This window comes from Pseudomonas sp. FP1154, from assembly GCF_030687245.1.
GTDB lineage: Bacteria > Pseudomonadota > Gammaproteobacteria > Pseudomonadales > Pseudomonadaceae > Aquipseudomonas > Aquipseudomonas rhizophila.
The window spans coordinates 701956-722535 of record NZ_CP117465.1 but is presented as its reverse complement, the minus strand read 5'-3'; the positions used below and the strand labels follow the sequence as shown (position 1 = coordinate 722535).

Sequence of the window (20580 nt, the reverse complement as noted above, 5' to 3'; positions counted from 1 at the left end):
AATATCGGACCGTGGTCAACTCACCAGATTGCTTTCCTCCTCATACGATACGTGTGACAACTCTTTGAGCGCGACACCGTTGCTGGCATTCTGCAAAGCACCCAACTGCTCAATCAGTGTCGAGACGGTGTAATGCCGGTTTCCTCCAAAGCTGAGCACGACTTCTCCGCGCAAGTTGACATCCGCCGCATACACTTCACGAAAAATCACACTGTGCCCACTGTTCGGGTCGATGATCACCAGATGTTCATGGATGGGGCTCAGCAACAACTGGTCAGGCTCATCGTGCTCCCAGATCAACTTACCGGGGATTGTCTGCGCGCTGCCTAGCGAGTGCCGGCAATCGAGAATGACCGACTTGACTCTCAACCAGGCCGCTTTCGACAACCTGTAACTCACCGCGCCTTGTCCCATGCGCAGGACCAGAGTCGTAACATCGTCCGGCATCAGCGCAAGAAGATCATCAACCTTCATCTGGCCCTCAATAGCCAGAACCTCGGCATCACGCCGGATATAACTGAGTGGCCCAAGATGCTCCATACCCGGCAAGGTCAGCAGCTTTCCGTTCTTGCTTTCATGAAGCAGCACGTTGCTCCGCTGCTGGGTGCCCAATAGTTCAAAGGACTCTGGAATGACCGTCTTGGGAACCCGAATCACACGCTCGGTCTCGGCGACGAACCATTGCAGGTTACCGGGCTCCTCCACTGACAGCAGTGCGCTGCGAAATGGCTGGGCCGCCAGCTGTTTGAGGCCCTCGAGCTTCCGGCCACCTTGTGCGACGACCCATTCGTGAGTGACGCCGGTAATCAACGCCGGCTCCCGGTCTCGCAGCACAACCACCACGCCCTCGAATGTCACGCCACGCAGCCCCACTCCTTCGACCGTCAGTTCGACAAACTGCCAGGGCGCCCACGCACGCTCCGCGGGGGGTAACGCATCAGCCTGCAGCAACTGCGAACCCTGGCCAAAAGCGGACTCCAGTTTCTGCGGATCAATGAATGCCTGGCGATAGACTTCGCCACTCGATACATCGAACAGCCAGGCCGCTTCGCTATCCGGGGTAACGCCGAGCAGGCGCACTTGCTTTGCATGCCCCCATTCAGCCAGCAACAATCGGTTGCCGACGTACCAGGCACACAACCTCGCGTCACCGTTCAAGTGGGTCAAGCCGATCAGGGCAAAGCTGTCGGTTGCGTATTGCCGGGCCAAGGGCTCCAATGCGGACCACCAGTGCGCCCGATCCTTGAGCCACACTTCACTCAAACCGCCCAAGGCCAGTCTGCCCTGGCTCGTCAGGTTGAAGAACAGGCCCTCTGACGTCAGGGCGACGTAGCCGCCGTCAACCGCCATGACGTTTTCCAGCTTCTGCGGGCGCATCCATGTTTCGGACCAGTGTCCCTTTCCCGCCACCTCGGTACGTTGCTTGCGACACAGTTCCTGTCTGAGCCGGTCATAGATGACAAACACATCGCTGTCGCCCGCCGGTGTCAGCAACGTCAGGTCAGTCATGTGCTTGATCGAGTCGGCCCAGCCACGGTGATGGTTGCGGCGGGGTGAGGGACGGATGATCAAGTGATCGCTGCGGCGAACCCAGGCCATGTCCCGCCACTGCGCCTCGGGCTTCCAGCAAACCGAAACAAAGGGGGCAGGCCGCCAGTTGACGGTGATGAAGCTGTCCTTTTCGCTGGCGGACGGGGTAAAGGGGTAGCCGTTACCAAGGATCAGCGACCAGTCGGCCAGTGTTTCGCTGGCACTCAGGACCGACTCCAATGCCAGGTCCAGGTCCCGAGTGATCGAACTGAGCAGCAGTTGCCCCTCATGTATCACATAAACCAGAACATCGCGGGCCTGATCCTTGCGGGTGATTTGCTGAACGACATGAATCACCCCCTGAGCATCCTCCTCGACGCGCTTGATGGTGCTTGCGACATTGCTTGCGCCCCACAGCCAATAACGATGGCTCAACAGCCCGGTCACCGCGTCGACTTGCCAGATGATCAGGTTCTGCGGGTCGTAGAAGTAACAGGAAGCACCCGCCACCGCCCCCAACACAGCGCCATCGACACCCGGCATATCGTCACGGATGTACAGGAAGCGGTCCTCCTTCGCGTCGTACCAGGCCTTAACGTAGCGGGGTTCGTCCGGTGCCTCGAACGGAATCAGATAATGGTGCACCGCCGTATACGGCATCACCAGGCGGTGCTTTTGAGCCAGAGTCTTGAGGTGTCCCTGCAACGCCTGTCGACTCATGCCCGGAGGCACATCCTGCTCGACGAGGGTGAGTTTGCATGCCTGCAGCTCAACCTGAAACACTTGATTGTCGGAGATCTTGAGCACAATTTCATGGCTCCCCGTTCCCGTTAGCGTCACCTGGAGCTCACCGATAAACAGTTTCCCTGAACCCTCGAAACGGATGTCGCTCTCGCCGACCCAAGGGGCGTCCAATACCCAACTGGACTTCTGCGCAGGCCCCGACTCAAGGATCAGGCCCACGCCGGGATTGAGTCCCAACGCGCAGCGTTTTCCGGCACCCCGAATCCGATAGGCAACCTTTGCGTGCCAGACGGCAGGGAGAACGGGCACCACCAGCGAGCGATCGACGGAATCGAGCCACACATCGATCACTGTTGGCCGATAGTCAGGCACCATGCGGTAGAGGATGTAGTCGCTGGGAAACGAATAGAACGAAAACAGGAACAGCCAGCCACCATCCGCTTTCCTTTTTTCCAGACGCCGGGCCGTGTCGAAACCGGTGTCATGGCGCAGGCTCGCGAAGGGCAGCGCCTTGTACTCGTAGCGATAACAGGTTTGCGGTGTGCAAGGCAGGACGACGACCTGGTCTGCCGGCGGCGTGAACTTGACCCGACCTGGCAGATTCAGCTCTCGACGGATATCGATTGCCCGGCGGTAATCGTCATCAAAGGTCGGCACGCCGAAATGATCACGTAGCGGATACAGCCTGGGGCTGTCCAGCACGAGCTCGGAGCGGGTCAGGTCCAGCGTCTGAACGATCAACGAAGAACGCGGCAGCCATGCCCCACTGGGGGCATCAAAGTGATAAGGCTGAAGATGAGCTTTTGTAGCCTCATCGAAGAAAAGCCCGACTTGCTTGGCTTCCTCAGCAATGGTGGCGAAACCCTGGGCCAGCGCGGCCACCCCCACCGCCAGCCCGCCCAGCATCACCGCGGCGCCGCCCAGAAACGCTCCGGCGGTGGTGGCACCGGCGGCGTAAGCGCCTACCGACAACGCCAGACCGGCCGAGTCGAACGCCAGTTGGGTGCCGAACTGCGCGCGTTCCACTTCGTTTCGGGCAGTCGACAACTGATAGATGTCGAAGCCGACATTCGCCAGTTGCAGCAGCCCCCCTGTCGCTTCGCTCACGCTGCTTCCCACCGCCGCCTTCACCACTGGCGCGACGGTACGGGCAATCAGTTTTTCTTCAGCCAGTGCCTGACGCACCAGCCCCACCAGGCCCGCGATATCCACCACGTTGCCGTGAACCAATTGCGCGTAATTGACATAGCCATGCAAGCGCACCGCCAGCGTCAGGGAGCGATCAGGCCCTTCCTGCCGTCTCAATGCATTCATCAATGCCTGTATGGCGAAACCGGCGTTCAGGGTATGGACGCTGCCCACTTCGGTGGGATCGCTGGGCACGGACGGTTTATTGGCCAAGGCTGAAAAACGTTCCGAGAGGTAGCTTTTTATACGCAAGAGTCGATGGTCGTCAGTGACGACCCGTACCAGGTGCTCGGGACTCTCAGGATCGATCAGGCTTATGCGGTACGATCCGTTCGACATGACCTCCAGGGTTTCGAACAACGGCACAAGGCCTGATGCCAATTGACCCGCCTGCTGAAGATGGGCCGTTGCCTGCGCGATCTGTTGCCCCCACCACTGGCCATCCAGCGCGAGCAGACAGTTGCCCAGTCGAGGATTACTCTGCAGCGACTGCCCCCGGGCATTGGCCAGGCGCTGCCTGACCGGGCGCAGCGCCTGCCCGGGCAGCGCGCCGGGTTGCAGCAGTTTGGAAACATCAATTGCACCAGACAATGCCAGGCTCGCCACCTTGGCACCGTCCAGGTCGATGAGATCGAAGGTCGGGCGCGCCGCATCGCCATACGCGGCGTAATAACTGGCCATCTCGTGCTGAAGGAAGAACTGCTCCAAGGCTTGCCTGAAGCGTGTCGCCTGCTGGAACTCGAATACGCCAAAGTTCGGATCGTAGAAGTGATACGTACTGCGCTCCCCCTCTAGGGTCTTGGCCACCAGCATGGCGTGATTGTCGGAGTTGAGCATCAGCGTGCTGGTCGTTGTCCTGGCTTGCAGAATGTCCACCACCGCATTCAGATCCGAGCGCGCCAACCCACGGCCGACGTCGCCGATCTGCACATCGCGCAACGACTCCACGCAGTTGAGGAACGTCTGCGAATCACTGGCCTGAGGCTCGATCACCCCCAGGTAGAACCGCTCACGCAAGGTGTTGACCGCAACCTTGTCCTGCGACAAGGCTGCCGCCATTGCCAGGGCCAAGGGATAACAACGTCCGCCCACCCTGTCGCCATCGCCCTGGAGCAGCAGATCCTGAGGTACAAGCTTGATTGTGTCGGCATCGAAATCGTCCAGGACAGTACCGAGGCGTTCAACGACCCGGACACGGTATTCAAGCTTCGCCACCTGGCGGATCCGCGCGACGTGCTGGCCCCATTGGCACAATGTCAAAGGCTGCTCCAGGGCGTTTTTCTTCAGGGCCAGGGCGGTTTCCTCATGCCCTGGTGGATACTCGGCCGCACTGGCAAGCCCGGCCAGAAAAGCCGGCGCCTTACGTTGGTACAACGCATGCTCGATCGTTGCATAGCCGCCGGCGCTTCCCTGGTTCGCGACGTTGTTGGCCAGGTTATCCAACTGCGGGCGTACCGCATCGAAGCTGCGATTATCCAAGGCCGTCGCACCGGTCAAGCCCCCCAGCAGCAGACGTTGCAGGGGACTCAATTGAGCGACTTCAAAATCACCTTTGGCGAGGCGCTCCAGAAGCTCAACGACGGACAACCGGCGCGTTTGCTGATCGCTCAACGATGCTGGCGGCAACGCACTGGCGCTTTGGGCGAGGATCGACTGACGTTCATCAAAACCCAGCGGTATCGCCTTGTCGAAAATCACCGTCCCGTCATGGCCCAGACTCATCATCTGCATGAACGGCTTACCCAGCTCATCGGCAAGATGCTGCAAAAGCTCGGTGGACAACACATGTCGCCCCTCGATCACCGGCCAGCCTTCATCGAACTGGAGCGTACGGTATTTGAGCAGCTCGGCCATATCGCCGGCATAACGAGCCTTGAAACGGCCCTCTTGCCAGCGTTTTTTCTCGTTAACGAGCCATTGCCCGGTGTCACTTTCGTTTTCCTTCCAGGAGTGATCCAGCTCCTCCTCGGTGGCCCCATTGACGCTGCTGACGGCCGCGATGGCCGCCTCCGCGCGCCACTGCTCGGCGGTTCGCGGGGTGAAATGCGCCCGGTGGTAATCGGCCATCCCCTCGCGCATGGCGGCTGGGCCGGTCAGGTAGATCGTCACTTCGCTCTGGGGGCGGATACCGTCGCTGTAGTAAGTGGCGGCCGCCTCCACCAGAAACGCCGCGGCCATTTCCGCTTCCGGCGACATCTCGTGAAACGCACCGAAAACCTGCGTTGCGGCCTGACGCGCAAGGCCGATCATGCTCTGGGCATCGGTAAGGGCAACGTTTTGCTCATCGGCCAGGCGCGCGGTGGCATCGACGATTTCATAGTTGAGCCTGAAACGCTCAAGCACGGTTTTGAGCATCGCCGCCCCAGGGTGGCCCATCAAAAAAGCGTTGCTCAACGAGTTTCGCGCGGCAACGGCGCGCAGCTCGTACGGACGCGCCAGACGCTCCACCGGCGGGCGAAAAACGCGGTTCAACTCGGGCTGGCTTTTAGCGAACCGCTCCAGCGCATCGCGATGCTGCGACGGGATCGCGTGGAGATAATCCGTGTACTGGCTGCGCAATGCCTGACGGCCGGGCATCCAATCCGGGTTTCGATCAAGCAACAACTGCAACACCCCCAGGCGCGCGTCGGTCTTGAACTCACGAATGTCCACCTCCCCCAGTTTCTCCAGCAAGGGCGGCAGGTGATCGATATCGACATAGCTGCCCCCTTCGGCGAACAGGGCTTCGACACGCACAATGTCGGAGCCCCCGGCAAACATGCCACGCAGACTGATCTCGCGCTCGTAGATATCCCGCAAGTGAAGGGGTGCTTGACCGGCGGCAACGTCGCGCAGGCTCAGGCAACCCTCAGCCAAGGCCGTGAGGCTGAGGCGGTTATCGTTCATCAGGGTATTGAGCCGCGCCTTATCCTGGCCGTAGGCGCGAACCAGCAGATCGATTCGAGCCTCATCGGCACTGCCGCCGTTCTTCACAACCTTGGTGATATGCGCATACATCTGCTGCTTCAGGACGATGGCGCGTTCTTCATAACGGTCGCCCAACTCCAACGGATCGACACTGGCCTGCCCGCCATTGAGCATGGCATCGGCCTTCGCGGCTTCGACAATGATCCGGTTGGTCTCATAGGCCAGCAGCGCGTCGCTGTCATACCAGAGACTGAGGCGATAGCCCTGCGGGCCCATCACCTTTTTCCAGATATTGATGTAATCACGCTGAATCGCCCCGACGCCGCCCCCAAGCCAGACAAAATGCAGGTTTTTCGGCACTTCGGTAGCGGGTAGTTTCAACTGCTCGAAGCTGTTGTGCAGGCGCGCTTCGAAACCCTCGATTTTGTTTTGTATCTGCGCCAGGTTCGCAGGCCCGGCGCCATCGGTGCTCAGCGGCTCCGGCGCACGACGGCGCCGGCTGTTTCCCTGCAAGGTTCCCACCGCCTGCTTGAGCAGCCCCAACGGTTCCAACATGCGCGCAGAATCCAACAGGGCAATACAACCAAAGTAATACCGAAGCACCGAATCATATTGTTCGGAACCCTTGTACGGTATTAAGGCCTGTTCAAGATCCTTTAGTTTCAACAAACTCACAAAATCGACGTAGTCATCCGCCGATGAACGCTCAGGTTCACTCATAAACAATACTTCCATTTATCGTATATAACAGGACAGCCTTGCACGATGACCGCCGACAAGCGCTTCCAAGCACTCGGGCAGCCTCTGCATCAAGTCATCCAAAGAAATACTCTTGTCAGGAGAAGTTGCGTGCTCTCTCCTGCAATAGATAAGTAGCAGCCATCCGCAGTGCGCCCCAACAACAGCGTTCACTCAGGCCGCAAACAGCACTTTACAGTCCCAATCAATTTCAAAGCGGAAGCAAACATAGCCCACACTTCGAACGCTGTTCAACTCACAAGGAATTCAATAAGTTTCCGAACACAATGACTTAGCGCTCGCGCGTCGAATATTTATTTCATTATTCAAACAAACAGGTATTCGCGACGTCTACAGCGTCAAACAGCGGGTCGTCTTGTACCCACGAAGTCTCGAACATGACGAAGTCAGATAGAGGCGGCCCAGGCGGGCCGCCGGGTTTTATCAGAGCGGTTTGCTGCCATACCAACGCGGCGTGTACACCCAGTCGCCCCCTTCGGCGCGCGGGAATACACACGTGGTGGAGGAACCGATCAGCACCATGGTGCGCATGTCCACCTGGTCCGAGGTCAACTGTCCCAATGTCGTGACCCGCAGGGTCTGGCCCGGACGACCGATATCACGCCCCAACACCACCGGCGTGTGCGGCGTGCGATGTTGCGCAACGATCTCCAGCGCTCGCCCCAGCTGCCACGGTCGGGAACGGGAAATCGGGTTGTAGAACGCCAGGGCCAGGTCTGCTTCAGCCGCCAGATCCAGGCGTTTCTCGATGATCGACCACGGTTTGAGATTGTCCGACAGAGACATCACGCAAAAATCATGACCCAGCGGCGCACCGGCCTGGGCGGCGGTGGCGAGGGAAGCCGAGACGCCCGGAAGGATTTGCAGGTCGACGCTATGCCAATGGGCATCCGTCGACTCGTGCAGCGCTTCGAGCACCGCGGCGGCCATGGCGAACACGCCTGGATCGCCGGACGACACCACCACCACGGAACGGCCCTGGGCCGCCAGTTCGAAGGCATGACGGGCACGCTGCATTTCTTCGCGGTTGTCGGTGCAGTGCTGCACCTGATCGGACCGGAAGGGACCGGCCATGCGCACGTAGGTTTCGTAACCCAGCACATCGGTGGCACGGTCGAGTTCGGCGCGCACGGCCGGCACCATCAACTCGGCAGCGCCGGGGCCAAGGCCGATCACGGCAAGACGCCCGCGCGGGCGGCCGATCTGTTCGGGGTCAAGGGGCTGCTCGGCCACGGCGATGGCATGGCTGCCCATGACCTGTAGCGATGCCGGTTGGCCGAGGGCATCGCTCAACCCTGTTTCGAGGTTGCCATTGATTGCGGCAAAACGCAGTGGCACACCCAAGGCCGATGCCGTTTCGTGCAGCTCAGGACGGGCCATGTCGCTGTCCGCCGCCAACAGGCACGCCAGCGACTGCGGCGCGAGGCCGGCCTGCTCCAGTATCGCGCCGATGTCCGCCGACGCCCCTGCACTCAACGCCACCAGCACATTGCGCGGATAAATACGCAGCTCATCCGCCGCCGGTGTACCCGCAGCACTGTCGATACGGATCGCCAACCGTGCCCGTTCATCCTCGGGTAACTGCGCCTGAGCCAGCCACGGCGCGGCGCCTTCGATGCGCACCGATTCACCTGCCAGCAGATCGGATACAAAGCGCTTGCCCTGCTCCAGATCGTCAAGACGGTAACCGCTCGGCGGATTGAGCAGGCAAGTGCCAAAACGCAATTCACCGCTGGTGGTGATCGCCGGGGTGACTTGCAGCGCTGTGGCGATATCACGGGCCATGACATTGACCCCGCCCAGCCCGCCAAGCAGCGGCACCACCGCGCTGCCGTCCTCGGCCACCGCCAGCACCGGCGGCTCGACGCCTTTTTCCAGCAGCAGCGGCGCCAGCGTGCGGATGACGATGCCGGCCGCGCACAGGGCGATGATCGGCGTGTCCTGTTGATAGAGTTCGCGCAGCGTTGTGCCGAACTCGGTGTATTGACGATCCACGCCCTCGACCCGTCCGCTCAGGCCATGAATCAGGGCGTCAGGGTAGCGCTGCTGGATCTGTCGGGCGGTGGCGAGACTGCCCGGGCCGAGGATGACAATGGCCGGCACTTTGGAAGTCATCAACCCTGCCACCGTTCGCCGGGCACGATGATCAGCGAGAAGTACGGCGAGGACATCGGCTCGACGTCGTCCAGCGGCACGATCTTCTGGTTGGCCATGGTTGCCCGCTCGACGTACAACGCCCGACCGTCCAGGCCCAGTTCCTGGAGCACCTGCCGGACCTTGGGGAAGTTACGCCCCAGTTTCATGATGACCGCCGCATCGGCGTCGGCCAGGCGGCGCTTGAGTTCCTCAAAGGGCAGCACGCCAGAGAGCACCGACAGGCTCTGGTTGCGATAGACCAGCGGCGCACCCAGCACCGAGGCGCCACCGAGCATCGAGCACACGCCAGGAATCACCTCGGCGTCATAGCGCTCGGCCAGGCGATCGTGCAGGTACATGTAAGAGCCGTAGAAGAACGGATCGCCCTCGCAGATCACCGCCACATCACGACCGGCATCCAGATGCACGGCCAACTGCTCGGCAGCGGTGTCGTAGAAGTCGGCGATGACCTGTTCATAGGACAGCGGGGCCGGCAGCGCTTCGGTAGTCACCGGATAGACCAGCGGCAGCAACGTCTGCGCCTCCTGCAAATGCGCCTCGATGATGCCGAAAGCGTTGCCCTTCTTGCCCTTGGCGACAAAGTACGCCACCACCGGCGATTCGCGCAGCAGGCGCAGGGCCTTGACCGTAATCAGTTCCGGGTCACCGGGGCCTACGCCGAGGCCGATCAGACGTCCAGGCTGCTGCATCATTCAATCTCCGTAGCGAGGGCGTTGACGGCGGCGGCGGCCATGGCGCTGCCGCCGAGCCGGCCTTGCATGATCACGAACGGCACGCCACGGCTGTTGGCTGCCAGCATCGCCTTGGACTCGGCGGCCCCGACGAAGCCCACCGGGAAGCCCAGGATCAGTGCCGGTTTCGGCGCGCCGGCATCGAGCATTTCCAACAGGTAGAACAGGGCGGTCGGCGCGTTGCCGATCACCACGACACTGCCTTCCAGATGCGGTCGCCAAAGCTCCAGGGCGGCCGCCGAACGGGTGTTGCCCAATTCAAGGGCCAACGCCGGCACGCTCTCGTCGCGCAAGGTACAGATCACCGGATTGTTCGCTGGCAGGCGAGCCCGGGTCACGCCTTCGCTGACCATCCGCGCATCGCACAGGATCGGCGCACCGGCGGCCAGCGCCTGGCGTCCCGCCGTGCCGGCGCCCTCGGAAAACTGCAGGCCATCGACGGCCTCGACCATGCCGCAGGCGTGAATCACCCGCACCGCGAGTTTTTCCAAGTCGGCCGGAATGCGCGCCAGGTTGGCTTCGGCGCGAATGATCGCGAAGGAGTTGCGATAGATCTCCTGACCGTCGCGGATGTAATCAAGCATCAAGGGGGCTCCGGGGGCGAGCGTCGAGCCAGTGGCCGAGCGCTTCAATAGTTAGATCGTGCGCCTGCAACGCGCCGAAACCCGGCAGCGTCGCATCGCGAAAATACAGGTCGTAACGACCGGGGGCGACCGCCAGCAAGGTGGCGGGCGCGACATGGGCCGCTGCGCAGGAACGCGGACAGCCCGAGAGATGGATCTTCAGGGCACGGCCCTGGCGTTGCAGCAGCTCGGCCAATTGACGAGCATCGGCCTTGGTGTCGGCCAGGGCTTTGCCACAGCCACTGGAGCCGGTACACGCGATGAGTTGCGCCAGGGGTTGCTCGAGCGAGCACAACAGCCCCAACTCCTCGAGCCGCGCCAGCACATCGGGCGCATCCTCGCGGCGCACGTTGGGCAGCAACAGGCTCTGCCAGGGGCTGAAACGCAGGCTGGCGTCGCCCTTGTCCCGCGCCAATTGCGCCGCTGCGCGCAGCATGACGGCGTCGAGCCGGCCCAGAGGCGCCGCCGCGCCAACGTAGACCCGGTCGTCGTGCTGGGAATGGATGCCGATGTGCAATCCGTCGATGGACTCGCCCCGCCGCCAATCCGGAGGGGGCTGCAACGCCACGCGGCGGGCCAACTGGACGAGGAACTCACCCCTCGGGATTTCGGCCAGCACGTGACGCATGCGCGTCTGGTCGGGACGGGCCAGGTCGAGAAACAACTCCAGCACCGCCACCACCAAATCATGTCCCTGGGCCAGGCGCACAGCGCCGTCCGGCTTATCCAGCGGGGTGCCGGCCAGCCCGAAGGCCAGCCACGGTTCGCCGTTGCGAACCAGCGCCGAGAGCCACAGGTCATGGTGATGTTCAAGCATCGCCAACCCTTCCCCGCCGTCCAATTGCACGGCGAACTTGGCCGACAGCTCATGGAAGCGTTCATGGGTTTGCAGGGTGAAAAGAATCCGCGCGGCCAACGGACGGGTATCGAGCAGCATCTGCCGGTCGATCCCGGCCGTGGGGCTGAGCATCAGGTTGCGCACGTCATCGCCGGCTAGTTTGCGGGGGCCAAGTCCGGCGTTCAGCAAGGGCTCGATCAACGCATCGTGCTGGGGCCCAATCCCACGGATTTGCAGGTTGGCGCGGTTGGTCGCCTCGATGACGCCACCGGCGAACCGCTCGGCCGCCAACGCCACGGCGTCGGCCTGATCCGCCTGGATGGAACCACCGTCGAGCTTGATCCGGCAGATCCCTCCGTCCAGCGCCTGGACGACACGCAGCAACCCCGGACAACCCGAGGGGCGTATGACGCTGGATGATGGACGTTCGTTCAAGGGCAAACCGGTCGATAAGGCACGCCGCAACGGCGAAGGCCCGCCATTATGCCTGCTTTGCCGGGGGGCATGAAAAGCTTGCTGGTCGGATTGCGGGCATCGCGCTGCGCCAGGGAGCCGATCACGGCCACAAAACGGGGGGAGCGAGCCTGTTCGCGATAGCGGTCCACCTGAAAGGGTGATGTTGAATGTGCCAACGCCTTCGCGAGCAAGCCCGCCAAAGGGGTTCGGTGTCAGGCACGCTGACGTAAGTTTCCGGCGCCTTCCATGTAGGGATTTTTACCTTAAAAACAGGCACATATCTTGGAACACATGCTCATTTGAACAAGCCGCAAAACCCCGCTTTATTCAAAGGGCAGCCACTCACTTCACTTCATGGGAATCTTTGATAAGGACATCAGGATATGCCACACGCATCGAATTACGCCTACACCCCGGAACAGGTCACGACCGCATTCACCGGAATCACCGACACGCTGTTCAATGGCATTACGGTCGAGTCCGTCCCCAAAATGCTGATCGTCGCCGGATCGCAGGGATCGGGTAAAACCTATCTGCTGGAAAAAAGCCTCCTGCCCTCCCAACGCTACGACAATCATGTGCGCCTGTACCTGCCCGAGTACCGGGAAAAACACCCTCACTACGCCGAAATGATCAAACACGGTGTGCTGCATACTTATGAGCATACAGAGGCCTTTGTTCGAGAGGTTTGCTCGAAAATCTTCGCAGAGGCGTTCAGGAAAAAATACAACATCATCATGGAATGCGCGTTCGACAGCATCGATTTCGCGGCCTTCCCGGCGATGGCCGCGGCAGCGGGCTATCAGCTGGAAACTCACATCATCGCCTGCAAAAAAGAGTTCGCTCATCTATCGAGTATCAAAAGAGCCCTCAGAAGCCTGGAAAAACAGGAGCTGGAAAGGTTCGTCACGCTATCGGCGCTCAATGCCAGCCTGGGCAACGCCCAGCCGACCCTGCTGGCTATCGAGACGACGGCCAAAGCAGTCAGCGGCTCGCAGATATACTTGTACGAGCGCGGGTTCGGCCCTTTGAAGGAACGGATCCTGCGCACCCAAAGCACCTATACCCTCGATCCGGACGGGACTTTGCTCATCGCGGGACCGAAGGTGGTGTATGCAAATGCCTTCGAGATCATCACCAACAACCGCCTCCACCTCATCGGCGACCGCGAAGAAATGGTAAAGGAGTGCCACCTGACACTGCTCAAGACCAAGCCCCATGCTGAACACGTACCCGACTCGGTCTACAACGATCTGTATGCCTATATCCTCAAATACGTCTACCGATGAATCGGCTGCCTGCTTGAGAAGGTGATGTTGAATGTGCCGGCGCCATCGCGAGCAAGCTCGCTCCCACAGGGGACCTGTGGCAAACACAGACCTTGTGCCTCCCCCAATCAAAACTGTGGGAGCGAGCCTGCTCGCGATGGCGGTCTGTCTGAATCGGTGCCGCACGCCGGCAGGCTCCCAACGGCCCACGCCATAACCGAAGGCGCACGGTATGATGGCGGCCCGGTTCGCGTGCGCAACAAGCCCGCCGATCAAACCTATCCATTCGAGGAACAGAGATGACCCCCTGGCTGACCGTAGTGGGCATCGGTGAAGACGGCTTCAAGGGCCTGGGCCGAGCGGCTCGCCACGCTTTGCTGCAGGCCTCGCGTATTCTGGGCAGTGAGCGCCAGTTGGCGCTATTGCCGCTGTGCATCCGCGGTGAACGGGAGCTGTGGCCCAGTCCATTTTCCCTCGAACCGCTGCTGGCACGGCGCGGAGACCCCGTGTGCGTGCTGGCCAGCGGCGATCCCATGTTCTATGGCGTAGGCGCCAGCCTCGCCAAACACCTGCCTGGCGAGCAGATGCGGGTCATTCCAGCGCCATCGTCCTGTTCGCTGGCGGCGGCCCGCATGGGTTGGCCCTTGCAGGAGGTGGTCACCCTGTCGCTGGTGGCACGGCCCCTGGCGGCACTCAGCGCTCACTTATCCACAGGCGTCCGGCTGTTGCTGCTGAGCAACGACCGCCACAGTCCTGCCGCCGTGGCGGCGCTACTTCGCGAGCGCGGCTTCGGCCCCAGCCCCATGACCGTGCTCGAACATCTGGGCGGCGCCGCCGAACGGCGGATCGAAAGCTCTGCGGCACAATGGTCCGATCCCACCGTCGCGGACCTGAACCTGATCGCCGTCGAATGCCGCGCCGAACCCTCGGCGTTACGCCTGTCGCGCCTGGCCGGTTTGCCGGACACTGCGTTTGAACATGACGGCCAGCTCACCAAACGTGACGTGCGCGCCATTACCCTCGCCCGTCTGGCCCCGATGCCCGGTGAATTGCTCTGGGATGTGGGGGCGGGCAGCGGCTCCATCGGTATCGAATGGATGCGCGCCCACCCCAGTTGCCGAGCCCTGGCCATCGAGGCCGACGAAGGCCGCCAAGGGTTGATCGAACGAAACCGCGACACCCTAGGCGTGCCCGGTCTGCAACTGATCCGCGGGCGGGCACCGCAGGCTCTGGAAGGACTGGAGCCGCCGGACGCGGTATTCATCGGCGGCGGCGTAACCCGCGAGGGCGTGCTCGACGCTTGCTGGGCTCGACTCAAGCCCGGCGGACGGCTGGTGGCCAACGCCGTGACGCTGCAGAGCGAGATGACGCTGATGAACTGGCGCGAACTTCATGGCGGCGAACTGACCCGTATCCACATCGCCCAGGCCCAGCCATTGGGCGAGTTCGACACCTGGCGCCAGGCATTGCCAATCACCTTGCTCGACCTGGTCAAACCCTTCGATGCGTGACGAAACCGCCGAACAACCCGCGCCCCTGCGCAGCGGCCTGACCACCGGCAGTTGCGCCACCGCCACCAGTCTGGCGGCCGCCCGGCTGCTGCTTTGCGGCATCCAGGCCGATGCCGTGGAGATCGTGCTGCCCAAAGGCAAGCACGTGCAGATGCGCCTGGAATTCTGCCGCCTGACCGAGCAAGGCGCCGAAGCCGGGACGATCAAGGACGCCGGCGATGACCCGGACGTGACCCACGGCGCGCTGCTATTTTCCCAAGTGCGGCTGACAGCCGAGCCTGGGGTGCGCTTCATTGCCGGGCGTGGCGTGGGCACCGTGACGCGGCCAGGATTGGTATTGGACGTCGGTGAGCCGGCGATCAATCCGGTACCACGTAAAATGATCGGCGACCACCTGGGACGGCTGGCCGAGCAAGCCGGGTATGCCGGCGGCTTCGAGGTCACGGTCAACGTTGAGGGCGGCGAAGCGCTGGCGCTGAAAACCATGAATCCCCGGCTGGGGATCCTCGGCGGCCTGTCGATCCTCGGCACCAGCGGCATCGTCCGACCATTCTCCTGCGCGGCCTACATTGCCTCGATCCACCAGGGCATCGACGTGGCGAAAACCAACGGTTACCTGCACATCGCCGCCTGCACCGGCAACGCCAGCGAAGACACCATGCGCCGGGTCTACAACCTGCCGGAAATCGCCCTGATCGAAATGGGCGATTTTGTCGGGGCGGTGCTCAAGCATGTGCGAAAGGTGCCCGTGGAGAAGCTCAGCCTCTGTGGCGGCTTTGGCAAAATCAGCAAATTGGCCGCCGGTCACATGGACCTGCACAGCCGTCATTCAAGTATCGACCTGCCACAACTGGCGCAATGGGCAGCCGCCATCGGTGCCGATGAGGCATTGCAGCAAGGCATTCGCCAGGCCAACACCAGCCAGCAAGCCCTGGCGATGGCCAGCGCCGCTGGCATCGCCCTCGGCGACGCAGTCTGCGAACACGCCTTGGCCTTCGCTCGCGGCATCGTACCAGCCCAGGTCCAGGTCGAAGTCTTCGCCATCGACCGCCAGGGCGGCGTCGTCGGTCACGCCGGAGCTTTCAAATGAAACGCATCCTGCTGCTGGGGGGTGTCACCGAAGCCCTGGCCATCGCCCGCACCCTGGGCCCAACACACCTCTACAGCCTGGCGGGGATCGGCCGCGTTCCCACCGACCTGACCTGTCAGGTGCGCGTCGGCGGCTACGGCGGCGCCGAAGGGCTGACGCAATTCATTCGTGACCAAAGCATCGACCTGTTGCTGGATGCGACCCACCCCTACGCCGCACAGATCAGCCACAACGCCGCCCACGCAGCCCGCGCTTGCGGCATTCCCTGCTGGGCCCTGCGCCGTCCGGCATGGCAACCCCAGGCCGGGGATGACTGGCGCGAAGTGGCCGACTGGGCCGAACTGATCCAGGCCCTGCTGCCGTTCCACCGCCCCCTCTTCACCCTTGGCCGCGAGCCGCTGCAACACCTGCACGAAATCCCGCCCGAGCAATTCTGGACCCTGCGGGCCCTGGAGGTTTACCCCGGTAATGAGCGCTGCGAAGTCATAGGTGCCCGTGGACCGTTTCATATTGACGGTGAGCGCGAACTGTTCGAACGGCGGCGGATCGATGTGCTGATCAGCAAGAACAGCGGCAGCACGGCCACCGAGCCGAAGCTGGAAGTAGCGCGGGAGCGGGGGCTGCCGGTGTTGGTGTTGAAGCGGCCGGTGTTGCCGGGGGTGGATCGGGAGTTTGGGACGGTGGGTGAGGTGCTGCAGGGGCTTCGGCATTTGGTCTGACAGTCCCCTGCACCCAGGGCCGCTTCGCGCCCCAACGGGGATAAATCCCCTCGCCACAAAGAGTGCGCACACCCCTAGATTTTCAAAGGAATGCTATGGCCCTGACACGAAGCTATAAACACATGATGAAGCCCCTACTCTGCTTTTGAACGCAGAGCCGGAGATGATCAAAATCCCTTGCCATAAAAGCACTCCCTTGAAGATCTGTTGCTACTGTTAACCCAAGCCCTGCGACCCTACACCGCACGTGCTCTTTTTACTTATCAACCCCGATCAGGCTAAATACCGCCACCTGATCGACCATCGAGCGGATTGCCCCATGTCCCGACAACGGCTTGCATTTGCCTGGATCGCCTGCTTCGCAGTGCTGTTCAACATGCTTGCCATGCCGCTTTCCGGCAGCGGTGGTGCGATGGCACAGGCCCAGTCGCCAGCCGAGCAATTGCTGTGGGGCAGTTTCTGCTCTTCCAGCGGAACGAAACTGGTGGCGATTTCCCTGGGCAAGTTCGAGCAGAGCACGCCGCAGAACGACGATCACTCGACGATGCAGCATTGCTGGTGCTGTGCGGGGTCGCCGCCCTTGGTGGCGCTCACCGGGCACGAGCCGCAGTTGTACCTGAATGCTCAGCCGGCCCATCGCGGCGCTGCCCACCCACTGCTCGACAGCCCCACACCGCGCCAGCAATGGCCGAGCCTCAATCCCCGCGCCTCACCTCTGGCCTGATTCTTCCCGCATGCCCCTGCGCCCTGAATCGTTCCGGAGAATGACCCATGCTGAACAGACTTATCCTGCTGGCCGCCCTGCTGCTTCCCGTCGGCTTCGCCCAAGCTCACCAGTACAAAGCGGGCGAGCTTGAAATCGCTCATCCATGGTCCCAGGAGTTGCCGCCCAATGCGCCGACCGTGGCCGCGTATTTCGTGATTCACAACAAGGGCACAACCGCCGACAAACTGCTCAGCGTCGATTCGCCGATTGCCGACAAAGCCGAGCTCCACGAACACGTGATGCAAAACGACCTGATGAAAATGCAAGCGGTGCCCGTCGTTGATATCGCCCCCGGTGCGACTGTCACCTTCGCTCCGATGGCTTATCACGTGATGCTGCTGGGGCTGGAGGATCGCAGCCTGCTCAGCGACGGCAAACGCTTCCCTCTGACCCTGCATTTCGAAAAAGCAGGGGATGTCACGGTCGATGTCGCGGTGCAGAAAAAAGCCCCCGACAGCAGCAAAACCCAAACGCACGCCCACTGATCACCTTTGCCCATGCGAACGCCCCGCGCCAGGTCGGTCATGCCCCGCCGTCAGCTGATGAGCCTGACACGCGGCAGCTGGATCAGCCTGTTCGCCATGCTGATGATCTTTATCGGTCCGCTGATTTCTCAGTCGATGCCGATGGATCAGCGCATGTCTTCGTCCATGACCATGAACATGGAAATGGACATGTCGGCGGGCGTTCACGCCGAGCATGAAGCAGCGAAAGCCGAACATTGCCCGCCCCAGAGCGAGCATCACGTACTGTGGGAAAAGTGTGGTTATTGCAGCCTGCTGTTCAATTGCCCTGCGCTGACGGGGGGGCATAGCTTCGCCGTCTTCGATACCCCGCCACCCCACACCTACACCAGCCCCTCACCACGCCTGGGCCATGCCCGAACGTCATTCTTCCCCGGTGCCCGCACCCGCGCACCGCCCCTCGTCGCGTAGACCCCGACACTTACCTCACCCGGTCGCAAAAGACAGCCCCAGGTTGCCCGACCGTGTCGTTTACGTCTGTTCGATGGAATCATCATGTCCAGGTTTTCTGCCGGCATCGCATTGGGCGCAGCCCAGGTTCGCTGCTCCCCGAACGAGCCACGGGTTCGTTTTCGCTACACCGCCACCGCACTGTGCGGCCTGCTGCTGCTCACGCCCTGTGCGCTGGCCGACGAGCATGCTCACCACGAAGCTCAGATCGAAGAGCTGAGCCCGACGGTCATTACCGCCGTCGCTCCCAGCTCGCCCCTGACCGTGGTCACCAACCCCAAGGATCCGCGCCAACCGGTGCCGGCCAGCGACGGCGGCGATTATCTCAAGACCATTCCCGGCTTCGCCCTGGTGCGCAACGGCGGCACCAATGGCGACCCGGTACTGCGGGGCATGTTCGGCTCGCGGCTGAACATTCTCACCAATGGCAGCATGCTGCTGGGCGCTTGCCCGGGCCGGATGGACGCGCCGACGTCCTATATTTCGCCGGAAACCTACGACAAACTCACCGTTATCAAGGGCCCGCAAACCGTGCTCTGGGGCCCTGGTGCATCGGCCGGGACCGTGCTGTTCGAACGCGAGCCGGAGCAGTTCGGCGAACTGGGCACCCGGGGTCAACGCCAGCGTACTGGCCGGTTCCAACGGGCGCTTCGACAAGGTCGTGGATGCGGCCGCCGGCGGGTCTTTGGGTTACGTGCGGGTGATCGGCAACACCGCTCATTCAGACGATTATCGTGACGGCAACAACGACACGGTGCCGTCGCGCTACGACAAGTGGAACGGCGACGTGACGCTGGGCTGGACGCCGGATGCCGATACCCTGCTGGAACTGACCGCTGGCAAGGGCGACGGTGAAGCACGCTACGCCGGACGTGGCATGGATGGCTCGCAGTTCAAGCGTGAAAGCCTGGGCTTGCGTTTCGAGCGTTCGAACATGGGCGATGTGTTGGATACGCTCGAAGCGCAGGTCTACTACAACTACGCCGACCATGTGATGGACAACTACACGCTGCGCACGCCGTCCGGCACCGGGATGATGGCCGGCCCCATGGCGTCCAACGTCGACCGCCGCACCCTCGGCGCACGCATCAAGGCCACCTGGCGCTGGGCCGATGTGCAATTGATCAGTGGCCTGGACGCCCAGACCAACGAGCATCGCCAACGCAGCAGCATGGGCATCGACACCTACAAGGAACGGCCGCGCACCAAGGACGCCGACTTTCATAACTACGGCGTGTTCAGTGAGTTGACCTGGTACGCCGCCGACCGCGACCGGCTGGTCAGCGGCGCCCGCCTCGACCGCGCCTCGGCCAAGGATTACCGCCAAAGCATCGGCTCCGGCATGTCCGTCCGGCCCAATCCCACTGCCGACCAAACCCGCGCCGACACGCTGCCCAGTGGTTTCGTACGCTACGAACACGATCTGGCCGACAGCCCTACTACCCTCTATGCGGGCCTGGGCCACGCGCAACGTTTCCCGGATTACTGGGAGCTGTTTTCGGCCAACGCCGGCCCCGCCGGTTCGCTGAATGCTTTCGACTCGATCAAACCGGAGAAAACCACCCAACTCGACTTCGGCCTGCAGTACAAAACCGAAACCCTCGAAGCCTGGGCGTCGGGTTATGTCGGGCAGGTGCGCGACTACATCCTGTTCGACTACACGCCCGGCATGATGGGCACCACCTCCCGGGCCGAGAACATTGATGCACGGATCATGGGCGGTGAGCTGGGCGCGGCCTACAAGCTGACCGAGCGCTGGAAAGCCGATGCGACATTGGCCTACGCCTGGGGCAAAAACAGCAGCGATGGCAGCGCTCTGGCACAGATGCCGCCGCTCGACGCCCGTCTGGGCCTGACCTACAGCGAAGATCGCTGGAGCGCCGGTGCCCTGTGGCGCGTGGTGGCCGCGCAAAACCGTGTCGACGAGAACAAGGGCAACGTGGTGGGCAAGGACTACGGCAAGAGTTCCGGGTTCGGGGTGTTCTCCCTCAACGGTGCCTACCGCATCAATAAACACTGGAAGGTCAGCAGCGGCGTCGACAACCTGTTCGGCAAAGCCTACGCCGAACATCTGAACCTGGCCGGCAACGCCGGGTTCGGCTACCCGGCGAGTGACCCGCAAGCCATCAACGAACCGGGGCGCACGCTCTGGACCAAGGTGGATATGAGTTTCTGAAAGCATCGCGGGCAAGCCTTGCTCCCACAGGTAGTTCATTGCTGAGGGGCACAACTTGTCCCACTGCACTGACAAGTACTGTGGGAGCAAGGCTTGCCCGCGATCGGTTGCGCAGCAACCGCAAAAAACATAACGATCACATT

The 20580-nt window shown here is 62.1% G+C and carries 12 protein-coding genes and 1 pseudogene; 8 read left to right on the top strand and 5 right to left on the bottom strand.

The features are described 5' to 3' along the window. Window positions 1–15: 15 nt before the first annotated feature. The 5 genes from PSH91_RS03180 to cobG all read right to left on the bottom strand — a co-directional run bounded on the left by PSH91_RS03180 (window position 16) and on the right by cobG (window position 11912). Window positions 16–7089, bottom strand: a complete 7074-nt coding sequence (locus PSH91_RS03180; protein WP_305467258.1) for a TcdA/TcdB pore-forming domain-containing protein — start codon at window positions 7087–7089, stop codon at window positions 16–18. A gap of 462 nt (window positions 7090–7551) precedes the next feature. After that, window positions 7552–9243: a precorrin-3B C(17)-methyltransferase gene (gene cobJ / locus PSH91_RS03175; RefSeq protein ID WP_305467256.1), complete on the bottom strand. Its 1692-nt coding sequence runs from the start codon at window positions 9241–9243 to the stop codon at window positions 7552–7554. Further along, on the bottom strand, window positions 9243–9977 hold the full coding sequence (locus PSH91_RS03170) for a precorrin-2 C(20)-methyltransferase (protein WP_160893698.1): 735 nt from the start codon (window positions 9975–9977) through the stop codon (window positions 9243–9245). The genes cobJ and PSH91_RS03170 overlap by 1 nt, the downstream gene beginning before the upstream one ends. Continuing rightward, a complete protein-coding gene (locus tag PSH91_RS03165; protein ID WP_047227378.1) occupies window positions 9974–10600 on the bottom strand; it encodes a precorrin-8X methylmutase in 627 nt (208 codons plus the stop codon). The genes PSH91_RS03170 and PSH91_RS03165 overlap by 4 nt, the downstream gene beginning before the upstream one ends. After that, window positions 10593–11912 (bottom strand): precorrin-3B synthase, encoded by a 1320-nt coding sequence (gene cobG, locus PSH91_RS03160; protein ID WP_231990601.1) that lies wholly within the window; start codon window positions 11910–11912, stop codon window positions 10593–10595. Before cobG ends, PSH91_RS03165 begins: the two co-directional genes overlap by 8 nt. Before the next feature lie 404 nt (window positions 11913–12316). Here cobG and PSH91_RS03155 point away from each other — a divergent pair, with 404 nt between their 5' ends. From PSH91_RS03155 to PSH91_RS03120, 8 genes and pseudogenes are all read left to right on the top strand, one after another. Further along, window positions 12317–13222 carry a zeta toxin family protein gene (locus PSH91_RS03155; protein WP_305467251.1) on the top strand — a complete coding sequence of 302 codons (906 nt, stop codon included), beginning with the start codon at window positions 12317–12319 and terminating at the stop codon, window positions 13220–13222. A gap of 278 nt (window positions 13223–13500) precedes the next feature. Next, complete coding sequence (cbiE, locus tag PSH91_RS03150; RefSeq protein ID WP_305467250.1) at window positions 13501–14712, top strand: precorrin-6y C5,15-methyltransferase (decarboxylating) subunit CbiE; 1212 nt, start codon at window positions 13501–13503, stop codon at window positions 14710–14712. Then, on the top strand, window positions 14705–15802 hold the full coding sequence (locus tag PSH91_RS03145) for a cobalt-precorrin-5B (C(1))-methyltransferase (protein WP_305467248.1): 1098 nt from the start codon (window positions 14705–14707) through the stop codon (window positions 15800–15802). Before cbiE ends, PSH91_RS03145 begins: the two co-directional genes overlap by 8 nt. Further along, the gene (locus PSH91_RS03140) at window positions 15799–16521 is read left to right on the top strand and encodes a cobalt-precorrin-6A reductase (protein ID WP_047227373.1); all 723 of its coding nucleotides are present in this window, start codon (window positions 15799–15801) and stop codon (window positions 16519–16521) included. The genes PSH91_RS03145 and PSH91_RS03140 overlap by 4 nt, the downstream gene beginning before the upstream one ends. A gap of 319 nt (window positions 16522–16840) precedes the next feature. After that, complete coding sequence (locus tag PSH91_RS03135; RefSeq protein ID WP_076382856.1) at window positions 16841–17245, top strand: DUF2946 domain-containing protein; 405 nt, start codon at window positions 16841–16843, stop codon at window positions 17243–17245. Window positions 17246–17292: 47 nt separating this feature from the next. Further along, window positions 17293–17772 (top strand): copper chaperone PCu(A)C, encoded by a 480-nt coding sequence (locus tag PSH91_RS03130; RefSeq protein WP_047227371.1) that lies wholly within the window; start codon window positions 17293–17295, stop codon window positions 17770–17772. A gap of 12 nt (window positions 17773–17784) precedes the next feature. After that, window positions 17785–18222, top strand: a complete 438-nt coding sequence (locus PSH91_RS03125; RefSeq protein WP_370695172.1) for a DUF2946 domain-containing protein — start codon at window positions 17785–17787, stop codon at window positions 18220–18222. 84 nt (window positions 18223–18306) lie between these two features. Then, window positions 18307–20437: pseudogene (locus PSH91_RS03120) on the top strand (TonB-dependent copper receptor). Window positions 20438–20580: the final 143 nt, after the last annotated feature.

What these genes read in the sequence shown, in the direction of transcription:
- PSH91_RS03180 (WP_305467258.1), bottom strand. Translation starts at nt 7,089, where the DNA reads ATGAGTGAACCTGAGCGTTCATCGGCGGATGACTACGTCGATTTTGTG.
- cobJ (WP_305467256.1), bottom strand. Translation starts at nt 9,243, where the DNA reads ATGACTTCCAAAGTGCCGGCCATTGTCATCCTCGGCCCGGGCAGTCTC.
- PSH91_RS03125 (WP_370695172.1), top strand. Translation starts at nt 17,785, where the DNA reads ATGCGAACGCCCCGCGCCAGGTCGGTCATGCCCCGCCGTCAGCTGATG.
- cbiE (WP_305467250.1), top strand. Translation starts at nt 13,501, where the DNA reads ATGACCCCCTGGCTGACCGTAGTGGGCATCGGTGAAGACGGCTTCAAG.
- PSH91_RS03155 (WP_305467251.1), top strand. Translation starts at nt 12,317, where the DNA reads ATGCCACACGCATCGAATTACGCCTACACCCCGGAACAGGTCACGACC.
- PSH91_RS03170 (WP_160893698.1), bottom strand. Translation starts at nt 9,977, where the DNA reads ATGATGCAGCAGCCTGGACGTCTGATCGGCCTCGGCGTAGGCCCCGGT.
- PSH91_RS03165 (WP_047227378.1), bottom strand. Translation starts at nt 10,600, where the DNA reads ATGCTTGATTACATCCGCGACGGTCAGGAGATCTATCGCAACTCCTTC.
- PSH91_RS03130 (WP_047227371.1), top strand. Translation starts at nt 17,293, where the DNA reads ATGCTGAACAGACTTATCCTGCTGGCCGCCCTGCTGCTTCCCGTCGGC.
- PSH91_RS03145 (WP_305467248.1), top strand. Translation starts at nt 14,705, where the DNA reads ATGCGTGACGAAACCGCCGAACAACCCGCGCCCCTGCGCAGCGGCCTG.
- PSH91_RS03135 (WP_076382856.1), top strand. Translation starts at nt 16,841, where the DNA reads ATGTCCCGACAACGGCTTGCATTTGCCTGGATCGCCTGCTTCGCAGTG.
- PSH91_RS03140 (WP_047227373.1), top strand. Translation starts at nt 15,799, where the DNA reads ATGAAACGCATCCTGCTGCTGGGGGGTGTCACCGAAGCCCTGGCCATC.